The organism is Holzapfeliella sp. JNUCC 80 (genome assembly GCF_053667655.1).
Genome location: NZ_CM132205.1, coordinates 431,106 through 447,681 on the forward strand (window position 1 = coordinate 431,106; position 16,576 = coordinate 447,681).

Annotated in this window: 16 protein-coding genes, 2 tRNA genes and 1 riboswitch; of the genes, 15 read left to right on the plus strand and 3 right to left on the minus strand. The window is 36.4% G+C overall.

All coding sequences use genetic code 11. From position 1 onward, the window contains the following. Positions 1–74: 74 nt before the first annotated feature. A riboswitch (Lysine riboswitch) is annotated at positions 75–250 on the plus strand. A 97-nt stretch (positions 251–347) separates the two neighbouring features. From lysA to JNUCC80_RS02205, 7 genes are read left to right on the plus strand one after another with little or no spacing between them, the layout of a single operon-like run. Next, entirely contained in the window at positions 348–1,652 is a 1,305-nt protein-coding gene (gene lysA, locus JNUCC80_RS02175; RefSeq protein WP_454153188.1) for a diaminopimelate decarboxylase, read from the plus strand. 22 nt (positions 1,653–1,674) lie between these two features. Then, complete coding sequence (gene dapD / locus JNUCC80_RS02180; RefSeq protein WP_454153189.1) at positions 1,675–2,385, plus strand: 2,3,4,5-tetrahydropyridine-2,6-dicarboxylate N-acetyltransferase; 711 nt, start codon at positions 1,675–1,677, stop codon at positions 2,383–2,385. A gap of 22 nt (positions 2,386–2,407) precedes the next feature. Further along, positions 2,408–3,553, plus strand: a complete 1,146-nt coding sequence (locus JNUCC80_RS02185; RefSeq protein WP_454153190.1) for an N-acetyldiaminopimelate deacetylase — start codon at positions 2,408–2,410, stop codon at positions 3,551–3,553. A 26-nt stretch (positions 3,554–3,579) separates the two neighbouring features. Then, complete coding sequence (gene dapA, locus JNUCC80_RS02190; RefSeq protein ID WP_454153191.1) at positions 3,580–4,497, plus strand: 4-hydroxy-tetrahydrodipicolinate synthase; 918 nt, start codon at positions 3,580–3,582, stop codon at positions 4,495–4,497. After that, complete coding sequence (dapB, locus tag JNUCC80_RS02195) at positions 4,490–5,269, plus strand: 4-hydroxy-tetrahydrodipicolinate reductase (RefSeq protein WP_454153192.1); 780 nt, start codon at positions 4,490–4,492, stop codon at positions 5,267–5,269. The genes dapA and dapB overlap by 8 nt, the downstream gene beginning before the upstream one ends. A gap of 21 nt (positions 5,270–5,290) precedes the next feature. Further along, a complete protein-coding gene (locus tag JNUCC80_RS02200) occupies positions 5,291–6,475 on the plus strand; it encodes an aminotransferase class I/II-fold pyridoxal phosphate-dependent enzyme (RefSeq protein ID WP_454153193.1) in 1,185 nt (394 codons plus the stop codon). Between the two features lie 2 nt (positions 6,476–6,477). Beyond that, positions 6,478–7,536, plus strand: coding sequence for an aspartate-semialdehyde dehydrogenase (locus JNUCC80_RS02205; protein ID WP_454153194.1), 1,059 nt, complete (start codon positions 6,478–6,480; stop codon positions 7,534–7,536). Between the two features lie 37 nt (positions 7,537–7,573). Here JNUCC80_RS02205 and JNUCC80_RS02210 read toward each other — a convergent pair. After that, positions 7,574–7,646, minus strand: a tRNA-Gln gene (locus JNUCC80_RS02210). Between the two features lie 4 nt (positions 7,647–7,650). Continuing rightward, positions 7,651–7,722: transfer RNA gene (locus JNUCC80_RS02215), tRNA-Glu, on the minus strand. A gap of 167 nt (positions 7,723–7,889) precedes the next feature. On the opposite strand from JNUCC80_RS02215, the gene JNUCC80_RS02220 reads away from it, so the two are divergent. Then, positions 7,890–8,564 carry a histidine phosphatase family protein gene (locus JNUCC80_RS02220; RefSeq protein WP_454153195.1) on the plus strand — a complete coding sequence of 225 codons (675 nt, stop codon included), beginning with the start codon at positions 7,890–7,892 and terminating at the stop codon, positions 8,562–8,564. Then, on the plus strand, positions 8,564–9,571 hold the full coding sequence (locus tag JNUCC80_RS02225) for a serine hydrolase domain-containing protein (protein ID WP_454153196.1): 1,008 nt from the start codon (positions 8,564–8,566) through the stop codon (positions 9,569–9,571). Before JNUCC80_RS02220 ends, JNUCC80_RS02225 begins: the two co-directional genes overlap by 1 nt. 10 nt (positions 9,572–9,581) lie before the next feature. On the opposite strand, the gene JNUCC80_RS02230 is transcribed toward JNUCC80_RS02225, so the two are convergent. Continuing rightward, on the minus strand, positions 9,582–10,934 hold the full coding sequence (locus JNUCC80_RS02230; protein WP_454153197.1) for a MurT ligase domain-containing protein: 1,353 nt from the start codon (positions 10,932–10,934) through the stop codon (positions 9,582–9,584). A 147-nt stretch (positions 10,935–11,081) separates the two neighbouring features. Here JNUCC80_RS02230 and JNUCC80_RS02235 point away from each other — a divergent pair, with 147 nt between their 5' ends. From JNUCC80_RS02235 to upp, 6 genes are read left to right on the plus strand one after another with little or no spacing between them, the layout of a single operon-like run. Then, the gene (locus tag JNUCC80_RS02235; RefSeq protein WP_454153198.1) at positions 11,082–11,651 is read left to right on the plus strand and encodes a thymidine kinase; all 570 of its coding nucleotides are present in this window, start codon (positions 11,082–11,084) and stop codon (positions 11,649–11,651) included. Positions 11,652–11,664: 13 nt separating this feature from the next. Then, positions 11,665–12,747, plus strand: coding sequence for a peptide chain release factor 1 (gene prfA / locus JNUCC80_RS02240; protein ID WP_454142980.1), 1,083 nt, complete (start codon positions 11,665–11,667; stop codon positions 12,745–12,747). Next, positions 12,740–13,585 carry a peptide chain release factor N(5)-glutamine methyltransferase gene (gene prmC / locus JNUCC80_RS02245; RefSeq protein ID WP_454153199.1) on the plus strand — a complete coding sequence of 282 codons (846 nt, stop codon included), beginning with the start codon at positions 12,740–12,742 and terminating at the stop codon, positions 13,583–13,585. The genes prfA and prmC overlap by 8 nt, the downstream gene beginning before the upstream one ends. 1 nt (position 13,586) lies before the next feature. After that, positions 13,587–14,600 carry an L-threonylcarbamoyladenylate synthase gene (locus tag JNUCC80_RS02250; protein WP_454153200.1) on the plus strand — a complete coding sequence of 338 codons (1,014 nt, stop codon included), beginning with the start codon at positions 13,587–13,589 and terminating at the stop codon, positions 14,598–14,600. Between the two features lie 34 nt (positions 14,601–14,634). After that, positions 14,635–15,873, plus strand: a complete 1,239-nt coding sequence (gene glyA, locus JNUCC80_RS02255; RefSeq protein WP_454153201.1) for a serine hydroxymethyltransferase — start codon at positions 14,635–14,637, stop codon at positions 15,871–15,873. A gap of 33 nt (positions 15,874–15,906) precedes the next feature. After that, a complete protein-coding gene (gene upp, locus JNUCC80_RS02260; protein ID WP_454142972.1) occupies positions 15,907–16,536 on the plus strand; it encodes a uracil phosphoribosyltransferase in 630 nt (209 codons plus the stop codon). Positions 16,537–16,576: the final 40 nt, after the last annotated feature.

A 16,576-nucleotide genomic window follows, 5' to 3' on the forward strand; every position in this document is an offset into this window, starting at 1 on the left:
AAAATAAAAAAATTTTTAAAAAATAATTAACCTAAGGGTTTGACTTTTGATTGGTTTTATTATAATATTTTAATCACATCGAAGAGGTTGCAACTAACATTATTAGAAATAACTAGTCTTCTGTTAAGACAATCATGTTATTTTGAAAGGGGAAGTTGCCGAAGCTAGTACTTAAGCAGATAAGTATCGGCTGGGACATGATTGAACAAGTCATGGACTGTCGCAGTAATTGCGGAGAGCTATCGACAAACGAACAATCATGATGAATGTGAAACTTTCAAAGGGTTCTTTTGTTATTTTAGATAGCAGAAGAACCCTTTTTATATAGTCTTGGAGGAATTTTCGTTATGGAACATAATTTTAATTTAGTCACAAATGCGAATCATCATTTAGAAATAGGCGGAATCGATACTGTTGATTTGGTTCAAAAATATCAGACGCCATTAGTTGTTTATGATATTTCAAAAATCAAACAACAAATTGCAGGATTCAAATCGGTTTTTGAGCAAAACGATGTTGAATATGAAATTAGTTATGCTAGCAAGGCATTTTCATGTTTAGCCTTATATGAATTGATGCAAAAAGAAAATCTACATCTGGATGTAGTATCTGGTGGCGAATTATTCACCGCGCAACAAGCTGGATTTGATTTATCAAAAATTAGTTTTCATGGCAATAATAAATCATTTGATGAAATCAAAATGGCTGTCGATGCGGGTGTAGGTGTTATCGTCCTTGATAACTTTCATGAGATTGAATTGCTATCGTCTTACTTGATTGATACCCAGCAACAAGCTGATGTGATGTTGAGAATCACACCCGGAATATCAGCACATACACATGACTATATTCAAACTGGTCAAGAAGACAGTAAATTTGGCTTTGATTTAAATTCTGGTCAAGCTGAAGAAGCTTTGACAACGGTTTTAAACAATCCTAACTTGACTATGAAAGGATTCCATTCACATATTGGATCACAAATATTTGAAGTTAACGGTTTTGAAATGGCAGCTGAAAAGCTAATTGATTTAGCCAATGATTGGTATCAAAAATACAGCTATCAACCCGATGTAATTAATGTCGGTGGTGGTTTTGGAATTGCTTACACAAATGACGATAAACCGCTAGCACCTGAGGTATTTGTTGATGCAATCATCAAAAAAATCAAAGAAAAAACAGCAGATTTTGGTTTAAAAATGCCAGCGATTTGGATAGAACCTGGAAGATCGATTGTAGGACCTGCAGGTTATAACTTATATACAATCGGTTCTCGTAAAGAAATCCCAGGAAAATCTGCTTATGTGAGTGTTGATGGTGGTATGGGAGACAATATTCGACCAGCACTTTACCAAGCAGAATATGAAGCTGTAATTGCTAATAAAATGGATCAAGAACCAGTAGAAAATGTCCGTGTGGCAGGTAAATATTGCGAATCAGGAGACATTTTGATTCAAAAAGCAGCTTTTCCAAAAACACAACCGGGTGATATTGTTGCAATGATTAATACGGGTGCTTATGGTTACTCAATGGCATCAAATTATAATCGTAATTTAAAACCCGCAGTTGTTTTTGTTGAAAACGGAAAAGATAACTTAGCAATTAAAAGACAAAGTTACCAAGACTTAATCAAATTAGAAAACAGTTTATATTAATTATCAAAAAGGAGACTATATAATGGAAAGAAAAAGCGCACAAGAAATTATTAACTTTATTGGAAATGCCGAAAAACAAACACCTGTTAAGGTTTATATCAAGGGACAATTAAGTGAGATTGATTTTCCAAACACAATTAAAGCTTTTGTAGAATCAAAAACAGGAACATTATTTGGTAACTGGGCTGATGTTGAACAAGTCTTAGCTGATAATCAATCTTTAATTACAGAATACGAAATTGAAAACCACATGAGAAATTCAGCGGTGCCACTATTAGATATGAAGAAAGTTAATGCACGTATTGAACCAGGTGCTATCATTCGTGACCAAGTTTATATTGGAGATAACGCTGTTATTATGATGGGGGCTTTAATCAACATTGGTGCTGAAATTGGAGAAGGTACGATGATTGATATGGGAGTAATCCTAGGTGGTCGTGCAACTGTTGGTAAGAATGCTCACATTGGTGCCGGAACAGTTTTAGCGGGTGTCATTGAGCCAGCATCAGCAACGCCAGTTGTGATTGAAGACGATGTTGTGATTGGGGCTAATGCCGTTGTGATTGAGGGCGTTCGTGTTGGTAAAGGTGCTGTTGTTGCTGCAGGTGCAATCGTAACTAGAGATGTTGAACCGTACACTGTTGTTGGGGGCGTACCCGCAAGAGTCTTGAAAAAAATTGATGATCAAACTAAATCAAAAACAGGACTTGAAGAAGCATTAAGAAAAATGTAAAAAACTTGAGGGGGAAAGTTAAATGTTGTCACAGACGCAAAGAGTCGCTATTAGAAGAGAATTTCATCAGTATCCAGAACTTGCTTTACAAGAAGTAGAAACCAAGCAAAGAATTGAAAAAATTATTGCTGGCTTCAAACAAGACTTTTTGAGTTTTAAGCATTTAAAAGAATTGCCAACTGCTTTGCTTGTTCATGTTAAAGGAACTCGTCCTAAACGAACAATTGGTTACCGAGCAGATATGGATGCACTTCCTGTTACTGAAAAGACAGGACTTGAATTTACTTCTAAGAACGAAAATAAAATGCATGCGTGTGGTCATGATATTCATTTAACTGTCGCTCTAAGTATTTTAAATTATTATGCTGACAATCCACCTGAAGACAACTTAGTATTCTTTTTTCAACCAGCCGAAGAAAGTGAAAATGGTGGAAAGATAGCTTATGAACTAGGTGCTTTTGAAGGGAAATGGCGTCCAGATGAGTTTTATGGATTACATGATAATCCAGATTTAGAAGCAGGTGCAATCGGATGTTGTCAGGGAACATTATTTGCTGGAACGACCGAAGTTGATATTGAACTCAAAGGAAAAGGTGGTCATGCAGCGTTTCCTCATACAGCTAATGACATGGTAGTGGCTAGTGCTTACTTAATCACACAACTACAGACAATTGTTTCAAGGAATATTAATCCACTAGAAAGTGGTGTGTTAACATTTGGAAGAATTGAATCTGGAACGATTCGAAATGTTATTGCTGACAAAGCTTTAATTCAGGGAACCGTTCGTGGATTAACTCAAACGATGATAGAGTCAATCAATGATCGAATTAGAACGATTTGTGAGTTTACAGCTAAAAGCTTTGACGCTGATGTTGAAGTTTCACTCAATCAAGGTGGTTACTTACCCGTTGAAAATGATGATGAATTAACGGCACAGTTCATTGAATTTATGACGCAAAGCGAAGACGTGAATTTTGTTGAAACAACACCCGCTATGACGGGTGAAGATTTTGGTTATTTGCTTTCAAAAATTCCAGGGACAATGTTTTGGCTAGGAGTAGATGATTCACATCCTCTGCATTCAGAATATTTTTCACCAAATGAAGAAGCCTTAAAAACAGCACCAGAAAATATCATCAGTTTTCTGAATTGGAGAATGTCTAGATAATAATATAATAGGAAGAAGGATTTAACATGTTAACTAATGCGACTATTTTAACAGCGATTATTACCCCATTTGATCAAAATGACCAAATTGATTTTGATGCACTAGAAACGTTAACTGAACATTTACTTGAAAATGGATCAGAAGGATTTGTTATAGGTGGAACAACAGGTGAGACAGCCACTTTAACACACGATGAAAAAATTGAGCTTTATCAAAAATTTGTCAAGATGGTTAAGGGTCGTGTTCCAGTTGTGGCAGGAACAGGGAGTAATAATACACAACAAACGATTGAGTTTACTCAAAAAGTTCAACAAATTGATGGAATTGATGCAGCATTAGTCGTTGTTCCTTATTACACAAAACCTAGTCAAAGGGGTATTCGCGCACACTTTGAAATGGTAGCTAATCAAACAGCACTTCCTATTATTATCTATAATATTCCTGGAAGAACCGGTGTTTACTTAGAAAATGAATCAGTTATTGAACTTGCGCAACATCAAAATATTATTGGTGTTAAACAATGTGGACCATTGGAAGATTTGGCAGAATTAGTTGAAACACTACCTGAATTTTTAGTTTATACGGGTGAAGACAATCAAGCGCTAGCTGCTAAAGTGTTAGGAGCTCAAGGTGTTATTTCGGTTACATCTCACATTTATGGCAGTGATATGTCAGCGATGTACCATGCGTTAGAAGCGGGAGATGTTAAATTAGCCGGAACAATTCAACGTCGCTTATTACCAAAGATGCAAGCATGCTTTATGTATCCTTCACCAACACCTGTAAAAGCAATCTTGAATCAACAAGGATTCAGTGTGGGTGGTTGTCGCTTACCAATGGTACCGTTAGATGAAGCAGAAAAAGAAAATTTAGCGTTGAAATTAGGGTTATCAAGAGATGCCTTAACAAAAGAATTATCAAAGGAGATGTCAGTAATTGATTAAAGTATTTGTTGCAGGATTTACTGGAGAAATGGGTAAAAACACCATTAATATGGTTTTAGAAACCGAGGGCGTTGAGCTAGCCGGCGTATTTGCGCCAAGTGCTGCTCATCAGTCACCTGCTGATTATCACTTGCCTGATAGTACGCAAGTCTATAGTCAATTAGAAGAAATTAACTGTGAGGCTGATGTGTGGGTTGATTTTACATTGCCAGATGTGGTTAATGATAATATTCAATTTGCTATCAAGAAAGGGATGCGACCTGTTGTTGGAACAACAGGATTAACAGCTGAACAAATTGATAATTTAAATGACTTAGCTCAAAAGAATGGATTAGGTGGTTTGATTGCACCTAACTTTGGGATGTCGGCTGTATTATTAATGAAGTTTGCTAAAGAAGCTGCTGCCTACTTTCCAGATGTAGAAATTATTGAAATGCATCATCCTAACAAAAAAGATGCACCGTCAGGTACTGCTATTAAGACAGCCGAAATGATTAGTCAAGAGCGACAAGCTCATGTTCAAGGCGCTGAAAATGAAAAAGAAACGCTACCAGGGTCACGTGGTGGTGATTACGAAGGAATGAAAATTCATTCTGTTAGATTGCCAGGCTACGTTGCACACGAACAAGTTTTATTCGGCGCACCAGGTGAAGCGCTAACTATTCGTCAAGATTCATTTGACCGTCAATCATTTATGACAGGTGTCAGACTAGCTATTAAAGAGGTCATGAACTTGACTGAAATTACTGTTGGTTTAGAAAATATTCTATAAGAAAAAAAGGGGGGTAACCTTATGCCTAAATTAAGTTCAAGTTTAGCTGCTAACTTAAATCATCATCTAGAAGGGATTGCTGCACCTGCAATAGGACAGTTCAACAATGAAATCTCTAAAATACCAGGATTAATTAAATTAACAATTGGGGAGCCCGATTTTAATGTTCCTGATACGGTAAAGAAAGCAGCTATTTCAAGTATTGAAGAAAACCATTCTCATTATTCTGCAACGCCTGGAATTTTGCCATTACGACAAGCAATCGCGAGTTATCTAAAAAAATATAACCTGCAATATGATGCTGAATCAGAAATTGTAGTCACGGTCGGCGCAACTGAAGCTATATTTGCTGCTTTAACGACAATGTTAAATGCGGGTGAAAAAATTGTTATCCCAACTCCGACATTCCCACTTTATTTTCCAGTAACGGAATTAGCTCAAGCTGAGTGTGTCATGGTTAATACGGCAAATGAAGGATTCAAATTAACGCCAGCTGTATTAGAAAAATATGCTAAAAATGATTCAAGTATTAAAGCTGTTCTGTTGAATTATCCTGGCAATCCAACTGGCGTAACCTATAGTCGAGAAGAACTTGCTGAATTAGCAGATGTGATTAGAAAGTATGATCTATTTGTTATATCTGACGAAATTTATAATGAGTTAACCTACACAAGTAAACACGTTTCAATTGCAGAATTGTTACCAGAAAGAACAATTTTGATTAATGGTGTTTCAAAGTCACACGCTATGACAGGTTATCGAATTGGTTATGTGGCAGGACCACAAGAATTTATGTCATTATTGACTAAACTACATGGACTGATGGTTACATCAGCTTCTAATCCAGCACAATACGCAGCATTAGAAGCGCTAGAAAATGCGCAAGATGAACCACCTAAAATGAGACAAGCTTATCAAGATAGACGAGACTTTTTGTATCAGTCTTTAGTTGACTTAGGGTTTGAAGTAACCAATCCAGAAGGTGCTTTTTATTTATTCGTTAAAGTACCAAAGGCTTATCAAAATGATGACAAACAGTTTGGATTAGATTTAGCATATGAGGCAAAAGTAGGAACAATGCCAGGTTATGTCTTTGGAGACGGTGGTGAAGGTTACTTACGTATTTCATATGCAGCATCTATGTTAGACTTACAGCAAGCCGTTAAAAATATAGCTGAATTTTTACAATCAAAGGGGATTAATTAACAATGAGTGAACAAGGATACCATGTTGCGATTTTAGGAGCGACAGGAGCCGTTGGAACAAGAATTATTGAGCAATTAGAAAAAAGCGAGATTAAGGTGTCATCACTAAAACCGCTTGCTTCAAAACGATCAGCAGGGAAAACCGTGACATTCAAGGGACAACCTGTTGAAATTCAAGAAGCAAAACCAGAATCATTTGAGGGTGTTGATATTGTTTTAGCATCTGCAGGTGGTGCAGTATCAAAAGAATTGCTACCTGAAGCCGTTAAGCGTGGTGCAGTCTGTGTCGATAACACAAGTGCTTTTAGAATGGATGAAGATGTACCGTTGGTTGTACCAGAAGTTAATGCAGACCAACTCAAAAATCATCATGGTATTATTGCAAATCCTAACTGTTCAACAATTCAAATGATGGTAGCTTTAGAGCCAATTAGAAGAAAATTCGGCTTAAAACAAATTATTACTTCTACATATCAAGCCGCTTCAGGTTCTGGTCAAGCTGCTATTGATGAATTAATCGAGCAAGTTAAAGCTTATGTTAAGGGTGAAGAAATGTCAGCTGATATTATGCCTGTTAAATCAGATCAAAAACACTTCCCATTAGCTTTCAATTTGTTACCACAGATTGATGTCTTTGAAGAAGACGGCTACTCACACGAAGAGTGGAAAATGATTCATGAAACTAAAAAAATCATGAAAAATGATATGAATGATACTGAATTAAAAGTAACGGCAACTTGTGTGCGTGTACCAGTAGTTATTGGACATGGTGAATCTGTTTACTTTGAAATGGATAATAAAGATGTGACCGCAGACGAAATCAAAGAACTACTAAGCCACAGTCCGGGTGTAGTTGTTGAAGACAATCCGGCAGAACAGTTATATCCACAGCCATTAACCGCTGAGGGTAAACGTGAAACGTTTGTTGGACGCATTAGACCGGATAAAGAAAATCCAGGTGCGTTTAATATGTGGATTGTGTCTGATAATTTACTAAAAGGTGCAGCATGGAATACAGTCCAAATTGCAGAAGAATTAGTAAAAAGACAATTAGTAAAATAAAAAAACACCGACAATATTGTCGGTGTTTTTTGTTTGATTGGGATAGAAGGGTTCGAACCTTCAGATTATGGATTCAGAGTCCAGTGCCTTACCAATTTGGCTATATCCCAGTAATCACCCGTATGGGAATTGAACCCATGATTCCACTTTGAGAAAGTGGCGTCTTAACCATTTGACCAACGGGCAATATTGCTTTCAACAGTGCTTATTGTATTCCTATGGTTTCATAAAATCAAGTGAATGGTTCTATTTTTTGTAAAAGACGTTTAATATTTTAAATAATGATTGCATTTTACATATAGGATGTTTAGGCTGGATATATAAGATAGCGACGTGAAAGAGCGGTGAAATAAATGACGCATTTGACTTTTTACTTAATTAGACATGGTCAAACGCAATTAAATGCTGAAAGAAAATTACAAGGTGTGATGGATTCATCCTTAACTGATAAAGGGAAAAAGCAAGCAGCCAAAGCTGGTGAGCTTATTGCTGATGTTCCTTTTTTGAAGGCTTATAGTAGTGATAGTGGCCGGGTAAAGCAAACAGGTGAGATTATTAGAAGATACAACCACCAAAAGTTTGACTTTACTTATCGTTCAGGACTACGTGAGTTTTATTTTGGAAACTTAGAGGGGTCTTCGGCCGTCAAGGCTTATTGGACAGTAATTAGGCAGCATGGTTTGCGTCAAACCTACCGAATGCATCAAGATCCTGATTTTTTGGTTGCCTTGTTGAACAACTTATATAATCTCGATCAAACGAAACAGGCTGAAAACTTTGAATTACTTAAACAGCGTGTAGTAGAACAAATGAAGAAAATTATTGCTGAAATGACAGACCATGAAGGTAATGTTTTAATTGTGGCACACGCACTAGTATTAAGTATGCTAATCTATTTGGTTGACCCCAATGCCTTACCTAAAGGATTCTTAAAGAATGGATCCGTTTCAGTTTTAGATTATCGAGACGGTGATTGGACAGTTAAAGTCGTCAATGCGTCAGACGTAAAAGACTTAAGGGTAGACTAATGGAGAAGTTTTATAATACGCAGGTACAACTTGAAAAATTGTATCATGATAAGATTGTACCTGGTCTTAATTTTGCGATTATAGATCAAAAACAAGTAACTGCTGGAACTTTAGGATATTCACAATGGATTCCTAAAAAGAAGCAGTTAACACCTTTGATGCAATATGATATTGCATCACTAACAAAGGTAATTGGCACAACGACTATCTTTTTGAAGTTGTATCAAGAGGGCCGATTGAATTTTACAGAGCCAATAGGGGACTACTTGACATCTTTCAAAGGGACGCCGGTTAGAATTTCTCATTTATTGACACATACTTCGGGAATAAAAGGTTATATTCCTAATCGAGACCAACTGTCAAAACAAGCATTAATAGAAGCAATTTTGAATTTACCTGTGACAGAAGACTTTAATCAAAAAGTTGTTTATTCAGATACTAATTTTATTTTGCTGGGCTTAATCATTGAGAAAATTTATCAAAAACCAATTCAAGAAGTGATTACAGCAGAAGTGTTAAAACCATTGCAGTTAAATTACACGAGTTTTAATCCAGTTAAAGAAAAGACGGTTCCAACAAACTACATCCCAGGAACAGGTCTACTTCAAGGTATTGTTCACGATCCAAAAGCTAGGATTTTGCAAGAACAATGTGGGTCTAGTGGTTTATTTTCGCCGTTGTATGATTTAACAAAATTTGTAAAGTATTTAACTGGAGTGACACCTAATCAATTACTGGATAATCAGACGATTAACTTGTTGTTTGGTCGTAAGACTCCCAGTAGCTTGAAGCCAAGAAGCTATGGTTGGGATTTGTTAGATGATCCAAAATCAAATTATCCACTACTGTACCATACAGGTTTTACAGGAACTTTTATGATAATAGATCGTCGGAAACAAACAGGATTAGTTGTCTTAACTAATCGTGTACACCCAAATTCTAATAATCAAGCTTTTCTTGCAGCAAGAGAGTTAATTATCGAGACTTTTTTAGATGAGAATAAATAAAGCAGGACTTTTAATTAAGTCCTGCTTTTATAATGCCTTTATCAGCTAAATACTTACGGAATTCTAAAACTCCTGTGTAAGTAGATAAGATGTATATTTTTTTAGTAGGGGCTTTTTCTAAAGCCTCAATAAGATTAGCTATCTCAGGGACTACGACTGTTTTTTCAAGTGGTAGGTTAGCAATTTGTAATCTAAAGGCCATGTCCTGATGACGATGTCCACTGACAATCACTTGTTGGATGTTTTGGTTAGCAAATTTCTCATAATCGCCGTCCCAAATCCAACTGGTATCAATTCCATCGGCATAATTAGCATTTAAGATAGTAACCAGTGTGAACGGATCTTGTTCACGCTGAATTAATTCAATAATTTCATTTAAACCAACAGGATTCTTTACTAGAATTAAGTTGGCCACTTTATCATTGAAGTGAATCATTTCTTGTCGACCAAAAACACGCTTATTCAAGTCAAATGCTTTTTTGATATCTGACTCCCCAATACCAAATTCTCTGGCTGTTGCAAAAGCAGCGAGTGCATTATAGATATTATATTGACCACCAATATTAAGGTGGAAAGGCGTTTGTTCGATTTTGAAATCAGAACTTTGAGTTGTTAAGTCATTAATTTGTGTGACCTTATAAGTTAGTTCTGGTTTTTTGAAGTCACAGTTGGGACAGAAGTAGTCACCTAAATTAGCATAAGTCATTGAATGGTACAGTAGGATATGCTGACATTTTGGACACAACACACCATCTGTATTGACTGGTGCTTTAAAAGGCGTTTGTTGTTTATCAGAATCCACGCCATAATAAACGAATTTGTTAGGTAGTGGCTTAGAATTAAAGATACTAGCATCACCGTTAGCAATAACTGTCGCATTTGGAGCTAAGCGAATACCTTCAAGTATTTTTTCATAAGTTGTATAAATTTCGCCATAACGATCCATTTGATCTCGGAAAATATTAGTCAATACGAATGCTTTTGGGTTAGTCCAACGTGTAACTTCAGCAACGTTAGCTTCATCTACTTCCAAGATAGCAATCGGTTTTTGGTTTGATTTTTTTGATTTATAGGATAAGAATGAACTTGTAATCCCTTGAATCATATTGGACCCAGATTGGTTAGTTAAGACGTTATCAAATTGTTGTTCGAATGTTTTAACAATCAATGCTGTGGTCATAGTTTTACCATTTGTACCCGTAACAATGATTGTTTGATAATTTTTAGCTAAACTTTTAAGAACGGTCGGATCGAGTTTGTAGGCAATCTTTCCTGGAAGGGAAGTCCCACCATTTCTAAAGTTGTTTAAGAACCAGTAACTTAACTTACCGCTAGTTACTGCAAATTGTGATCTCAGGCTCATAATCAGTCTCCCTTTTTGCGCGTACGTTAAGTTTAAATATACCATAATCTCAATGAAGGTGGATATGACATTACAATTTTTTATGATTTTTTGCTGAAATTCCGTTATACTGTTAAATTGTGAAAAAGTACAAAGTAGGGTGATAATGTGGCACAATTATTTTTTAAATATGGGTCAATGAACAGCGGTAAAACGATTGAAATACTAAAGGTTGCTCACAATTATGAGGAACAAAATAAATCAGTAATTTTGCTAACAAGTGCGATGGATGATCGTGCTGGCGTTGGTGTGATTTCATCACGTATTGGTATTAGCCGTCCCGCTATTGCAATTGATGAAAACATGGATATCTATGAAAAAGTCAAGAGTACCAATCCGGATGCGGCTTGCGTATTAATTGATGAAGCACAGTTTTTGGGTAAAAATCATATTTTACAGTGTGCTAAAATAGTAGATAAGTTAGGTATACCTGTTATGGCTTTTGGACTAAAAAATGATTTTAGAAACGAGTTATTTACGGGAAGCTATTATTTATTACTATATGCTGATAAAATTGAAGAAATGAAAACAATTTGTTGGTTCTGTCGCAAAAAAGCAACAATGGTTGTGCGAGTAGAAGATGGCAAACCGGTTTATGAAGGTCAACAAATTAAAATAGGGGGCAACGAATCTTACTATCCAGTATGTCGTGTTCACTATCAAAATATGCCGATTTAAGAAAGGAATTATTATGGATAAAATAATCGAACAAATTATGGTTTTTGTAAGCCGTTATGAAGAATTACAAGAAATGATGTCTGATCCAGAAGTAATTAACGATACTAAACGTTACATGGAAATCACCAAAGAAGAAGCAAGTCTTCGTGAAATTGTTTCTAAATTCAAGCGTTATCAAGAGGTTACAGAAGCGATTGCTGATAATGAAGAATTGATTAGAGATGATAGTGATGCTGAGATCACAGAACTAGCTAAGGCTGAATTAAGTGAACTTTCAGACGAAAAGAAAGAACTTGAAGAAAATCTAACCATTTTGATGCTACCTAAAGACCCTAATGATGACAAAAACATTATCATGGAAATTAGAGGGGCAGCAGGTGGAGATGAAGCTTCTCTATTTGCAAAAGATCTTTTCCATATGTACCAAAAGTATGCTGAAAGTCAAAAATGGTCAATTGAATTAATTGATGAAGTTGAAACAGAAGTGGGTGGCTACAAGCAAGTTGCCTTTATGATTAATGGTGAGAATGTTTTCTCAAAATTAAAATATGAAAATGGTGCGCACCGTGTACAACGTGTCCCTTCAACTGAATCTCAAGGGCGTGTTCACACTTCAACTTCAACAGTTGCTGTTATGCCAGAATATGATGAGGTTGAAATTGATGTTGATCCAAAAGACATTCGTACCGATGTTTACCGTGCGAGTGGTGCTGGTGGACAACATATTAACAAAACCTCATCTGCTGTTCGTTTGACTCACTTGCCTACAGGAATTGTTGTGGCTATGCAAGATCAACGTTCACAACAACAAAATAGAGAAAAAGCAATGAAGATTTTGAAAGCACGTATTTATGACTTCTACGAAAGCCAAAACCAAGAAGCGTATGATGCTGAAAGAAAATCTGCTGTGGGGACAGGTGATCGTTCAGAACGTATCAGAACTTATAACTTCCCTCAAAACCGTGTGACTGATCACCGTATTGGATTATCTTTAAACAAACTTGATCGTGTAATGAATGGCGATTTAGGTGAAATTGTTGATGCCTTAATCGTTTATGATCAAACAGAAAAATTGGAGCAGTTACAAAATGACTAATCCGATAATAAAAGAAGCAATTGACTGGGCAACTCCTCAAGTAATAGAAGCTGGGAGTTATCCAGAAGACATTGCTTTTTTATTAGGTGAACGTTTGGATTATTCGCCTACGCAACTAAAAATAAACCAAGAAACAGTTTTATCAACCGCTCAATATCAACAATTTAAAGCAGATATTAATCAGCTTGTTCAAGGACAATCACCACAATATATTTTAGGGTACAGTTATTTTTATGGGCGAAAGCTAACTGTGACTTCTGATGTGTTAATTCCGCGATATGAAACAGAAGAACTCGTGGCTTTTGTGACTTCGGATTATAAAGCACAATCAACGGGAAAACTGTTAGATATTGGGACAGGATCTGGTGCAATCAGTTTGGTTTTAAGGCAAGAACTACCAACTTCTTGGGAAATCAAGGCTAGTGATATTTCAAAAGAAGCGCTAGCAATTGCTAAAGCTAATTTTGAGCATTATGATTGTAAGATTAAGACGATTAAAAGTGACTTATTTGAAGCAATTGAAGGTCGATTTGATGTCATTGTGTCAAATCCCCCTTACATTAAAACAACTGAAAAAGCTGTTATGGATGAGACTGTTTTAAACAATGAGCCCGAAATTGCGTTATTTGCTGGAGTTGATGGGCTAGATTTTTATCGTAAGTTTGCTAAGCAAGTTGATAATTACCTAAACAAAAACGGGGCTTTTTACTTAGAGTTTGGGTATGAGCAAAAAGAAGCGTTACAAGCCTTGTTGAGTCATTATTTGCCTAATTATGACATCACATTTAAAAATGATTTAGCGGGTTATCCACGAATGGTGAGAGGAGTTAAACAGTAGTATGGAAACTAAAATTTTGACAAAAGAACAGATTAATCAAGCAGTTGAACTATTAGCCGAAGGCCAATTAGTGGCTTTTCCAACAGAAACGGTTTATGGGTTGGGAGCTGATGCGACAAACGACGAAGCCGTTCAAAATGTTTATCGTGCAAAAGGGCGCCCAAGTGATAATCCGCTAATCGTTCATGTTAATTCAATGGACATGGTGAAATCCTATGCTAATGAATTATCACAAGAAGCGCTTCAGTTGATGAAGACTTTTTGGCCAGGACCATTGACTATTATCTTGCCAATTAAGCCTAATAGCCTGCCCCAACATGTAACAGGCGGACTTCAAACAGTCGCTTTTAGGATGCCTGACAGTAAGCTAACGCTTGATTTAATTACACAGTTTAATCGACCAATTGTTGGACCATCTGCTAACACGTCTACCAAGCCTAGTCCAACAACAGCTAAACATGTTTATCACGATTTAAATGGCAAAATTTCTGCAATTTTAGATGGCGGACAAACTCAGATTGGACTTGAATCAACTGTAATCGATTTATCAGTTGAACATCCGGTTATTTTGCGTCCAGGTAAGATTAGCCAAAAAGAATTACAAGAAGTGCTCAATCAGCCAGTTTTAATGAATCATTTGAAACCGAGTGATAATGCTATTCCCAAGGCACCAGGGATGAAATATCGTCATTATGCACCAAGTGCATCTGTTTATGTTGTTGATAATGCGGATGATTTTTTAAATATCGTTAAAACGAAAGATTTAAATCACACAGCTTTTGTAGCTGAAAAAAATATTATAAAAAAATTAAAACCTCAAAACCCGCGCTTTCACTATGTTTTAGGGCAGGGTGTTGCTGAAGCAGCCAATAAACTGTTTGACGCTTTAAGATTTTTCGATGATAATCAAGATATCAATGAAATTTTTGTTCAAGGATTTTCTGGTGATGACTTAGAACAAGCGTATATGAACCGTTTGAATAAGGCAGCCAGTGGGCAACATTACCAAGCTTGATTTTATTGAAAATAGAATTTGAGGAGATGTAGGAATGACCGATTATAAACAACAAGATCCATTGTTATGGGATGCAGTCGCAAAAGAAGAGGAACGTCAAAGACAGAATATTGAGTTAATTGCCTCTGAAAACATTGTTTCCCAAGGTGTTATGCACGCGCAAGGGAGTGCCCTAACTAATAAATATGCTGAAGGCTATCCTGGTAAACGTTACTACGGTGGTACACAGTATGTCGATATCGTTGAGAACTTAGCTATTGACCGTGCGAAAGAATTATTTGGAGCTGAATATGCTAATGTTCAGCCTCATTCCGGTTCCAGTGCTAACATGGCTGCATATTATGCGCTACTTAACCACGGAGATCGTGTACTTGCAATGGACTTGTCTGCTGGCGGACACTTAACACATGGTTCACCAGTGAACTTTAGCGGTCGTACTTACCACTTTTACAGCTATGGTTTAGACCCTGAAACAGAAGTGCTAGATTACGATAAAATTCGCGAAGCTGCACTTGAAGTTAAACCTAAGTTAATTGTTGCGGGTGCTTCAGCTTATAGTCGTTCAATTGATTTCAAAAAATTCAAAGAAATTGCTGATGAAGTTGATGCTAAATTAATGGTTGATATGGCACATATCGCTGGATTAGTTGCAAGTGGCCTTCATCAAAATCCAGTTTCTTATGCTGATGTTGTGACAACAACTACACATAAAACATTGAGAGGACCTCGTGGTGGCTTGATTTTAGCTAAAGAAGCGTATGCTAAAGCAATTAATTCAGCAGTTTTCCCTGGAAATCAAGGTGGACCGTTGGAACATGTTATTGCTGGTAAAGCAGTTGCACTTCATGAAGCGATGCAACCAGCCTTTAAAGAATACTCAAAACAAGTAATCAAAAATGCGAAAGCAATGGCTGAAGTCTTCAAAGAGAGTGACCAAGTTAGAATTGTGTCAGGAACAACTGATAATCATCTTCTACTATTAGATATTTTGAAAACAGGTCATAATGGACGAGAAATTCAAGATCTACTTGATACTGTTTTAATTACATTGAACAAGAATCAAATTATGAATGACCAAAATGGTCCATTCAAAACAAGTGGGATTCGTTTAGGAACACCCGCAGTTACAACAAGAGGGTTCAAAGAAAAAGAAGTTAAAGAAGTAGCACACTTAATTTTGAAGGCAATTGAAAACTTCGATAATGAAGAAAAGCTAGCTGAAGTTAAAGAGCAAGTGCTGGCTTTAACGAGTCAATTTCCTTTGGACTTTTAAGTAAAATAAGTATTAAAAGGAGTCTTTTTTAAGATGAGTAAATTTACAGTTTTAGATCATCCGTTAATTCAACACAAATTAACAATGATTCGTGATAAAAACACAGGGACCAAAGATTTTAGATCAATTGCTAATGAAATAGCAGAGTTGATGGTTTACGAAATTACGCGTGACTTACCTATGGAAAGTATCGAAATCGAAACACCAATGGGGAAATCAATGCAAAAAGTATTAGCTGGTAAAAAACTAGCTGTTATTCCAATTTTAAGAGCTGGTCTTGGAATGGTTGATGGTGTTTTAGAATTAATCCCAGCAGCCAAGATTGGACATATTGGGATGTACCGTGATGAAAAGACATTGCAACCTCATGAATACTTTGTCAAACTACCTGCAGATATTGACAAACGTGAGTTATTTGTTGTGGATCCAATGCTTGCAACAGGTGGTTCTGCTAATATGGCAATTGACGCCCTTAAAAAGCGTGGCGCAACCAATATTCGTTTAGTTGTTTTAGTAGCTTCTCCTCAAGGTGTTGAGGCTATTCAAAAAGAACATCCTGATGTTGATATTTACGCAGCATCGTTAGATACTGAATTGACTGATAGCGGTTATATTTTCCCAGGACTAGGGGATGCCGGAGACCGTCTGTTCGGGACAAAATAGAGACTTACTCAAAGAGGTAGGTCTCTTTATTTTAAATATT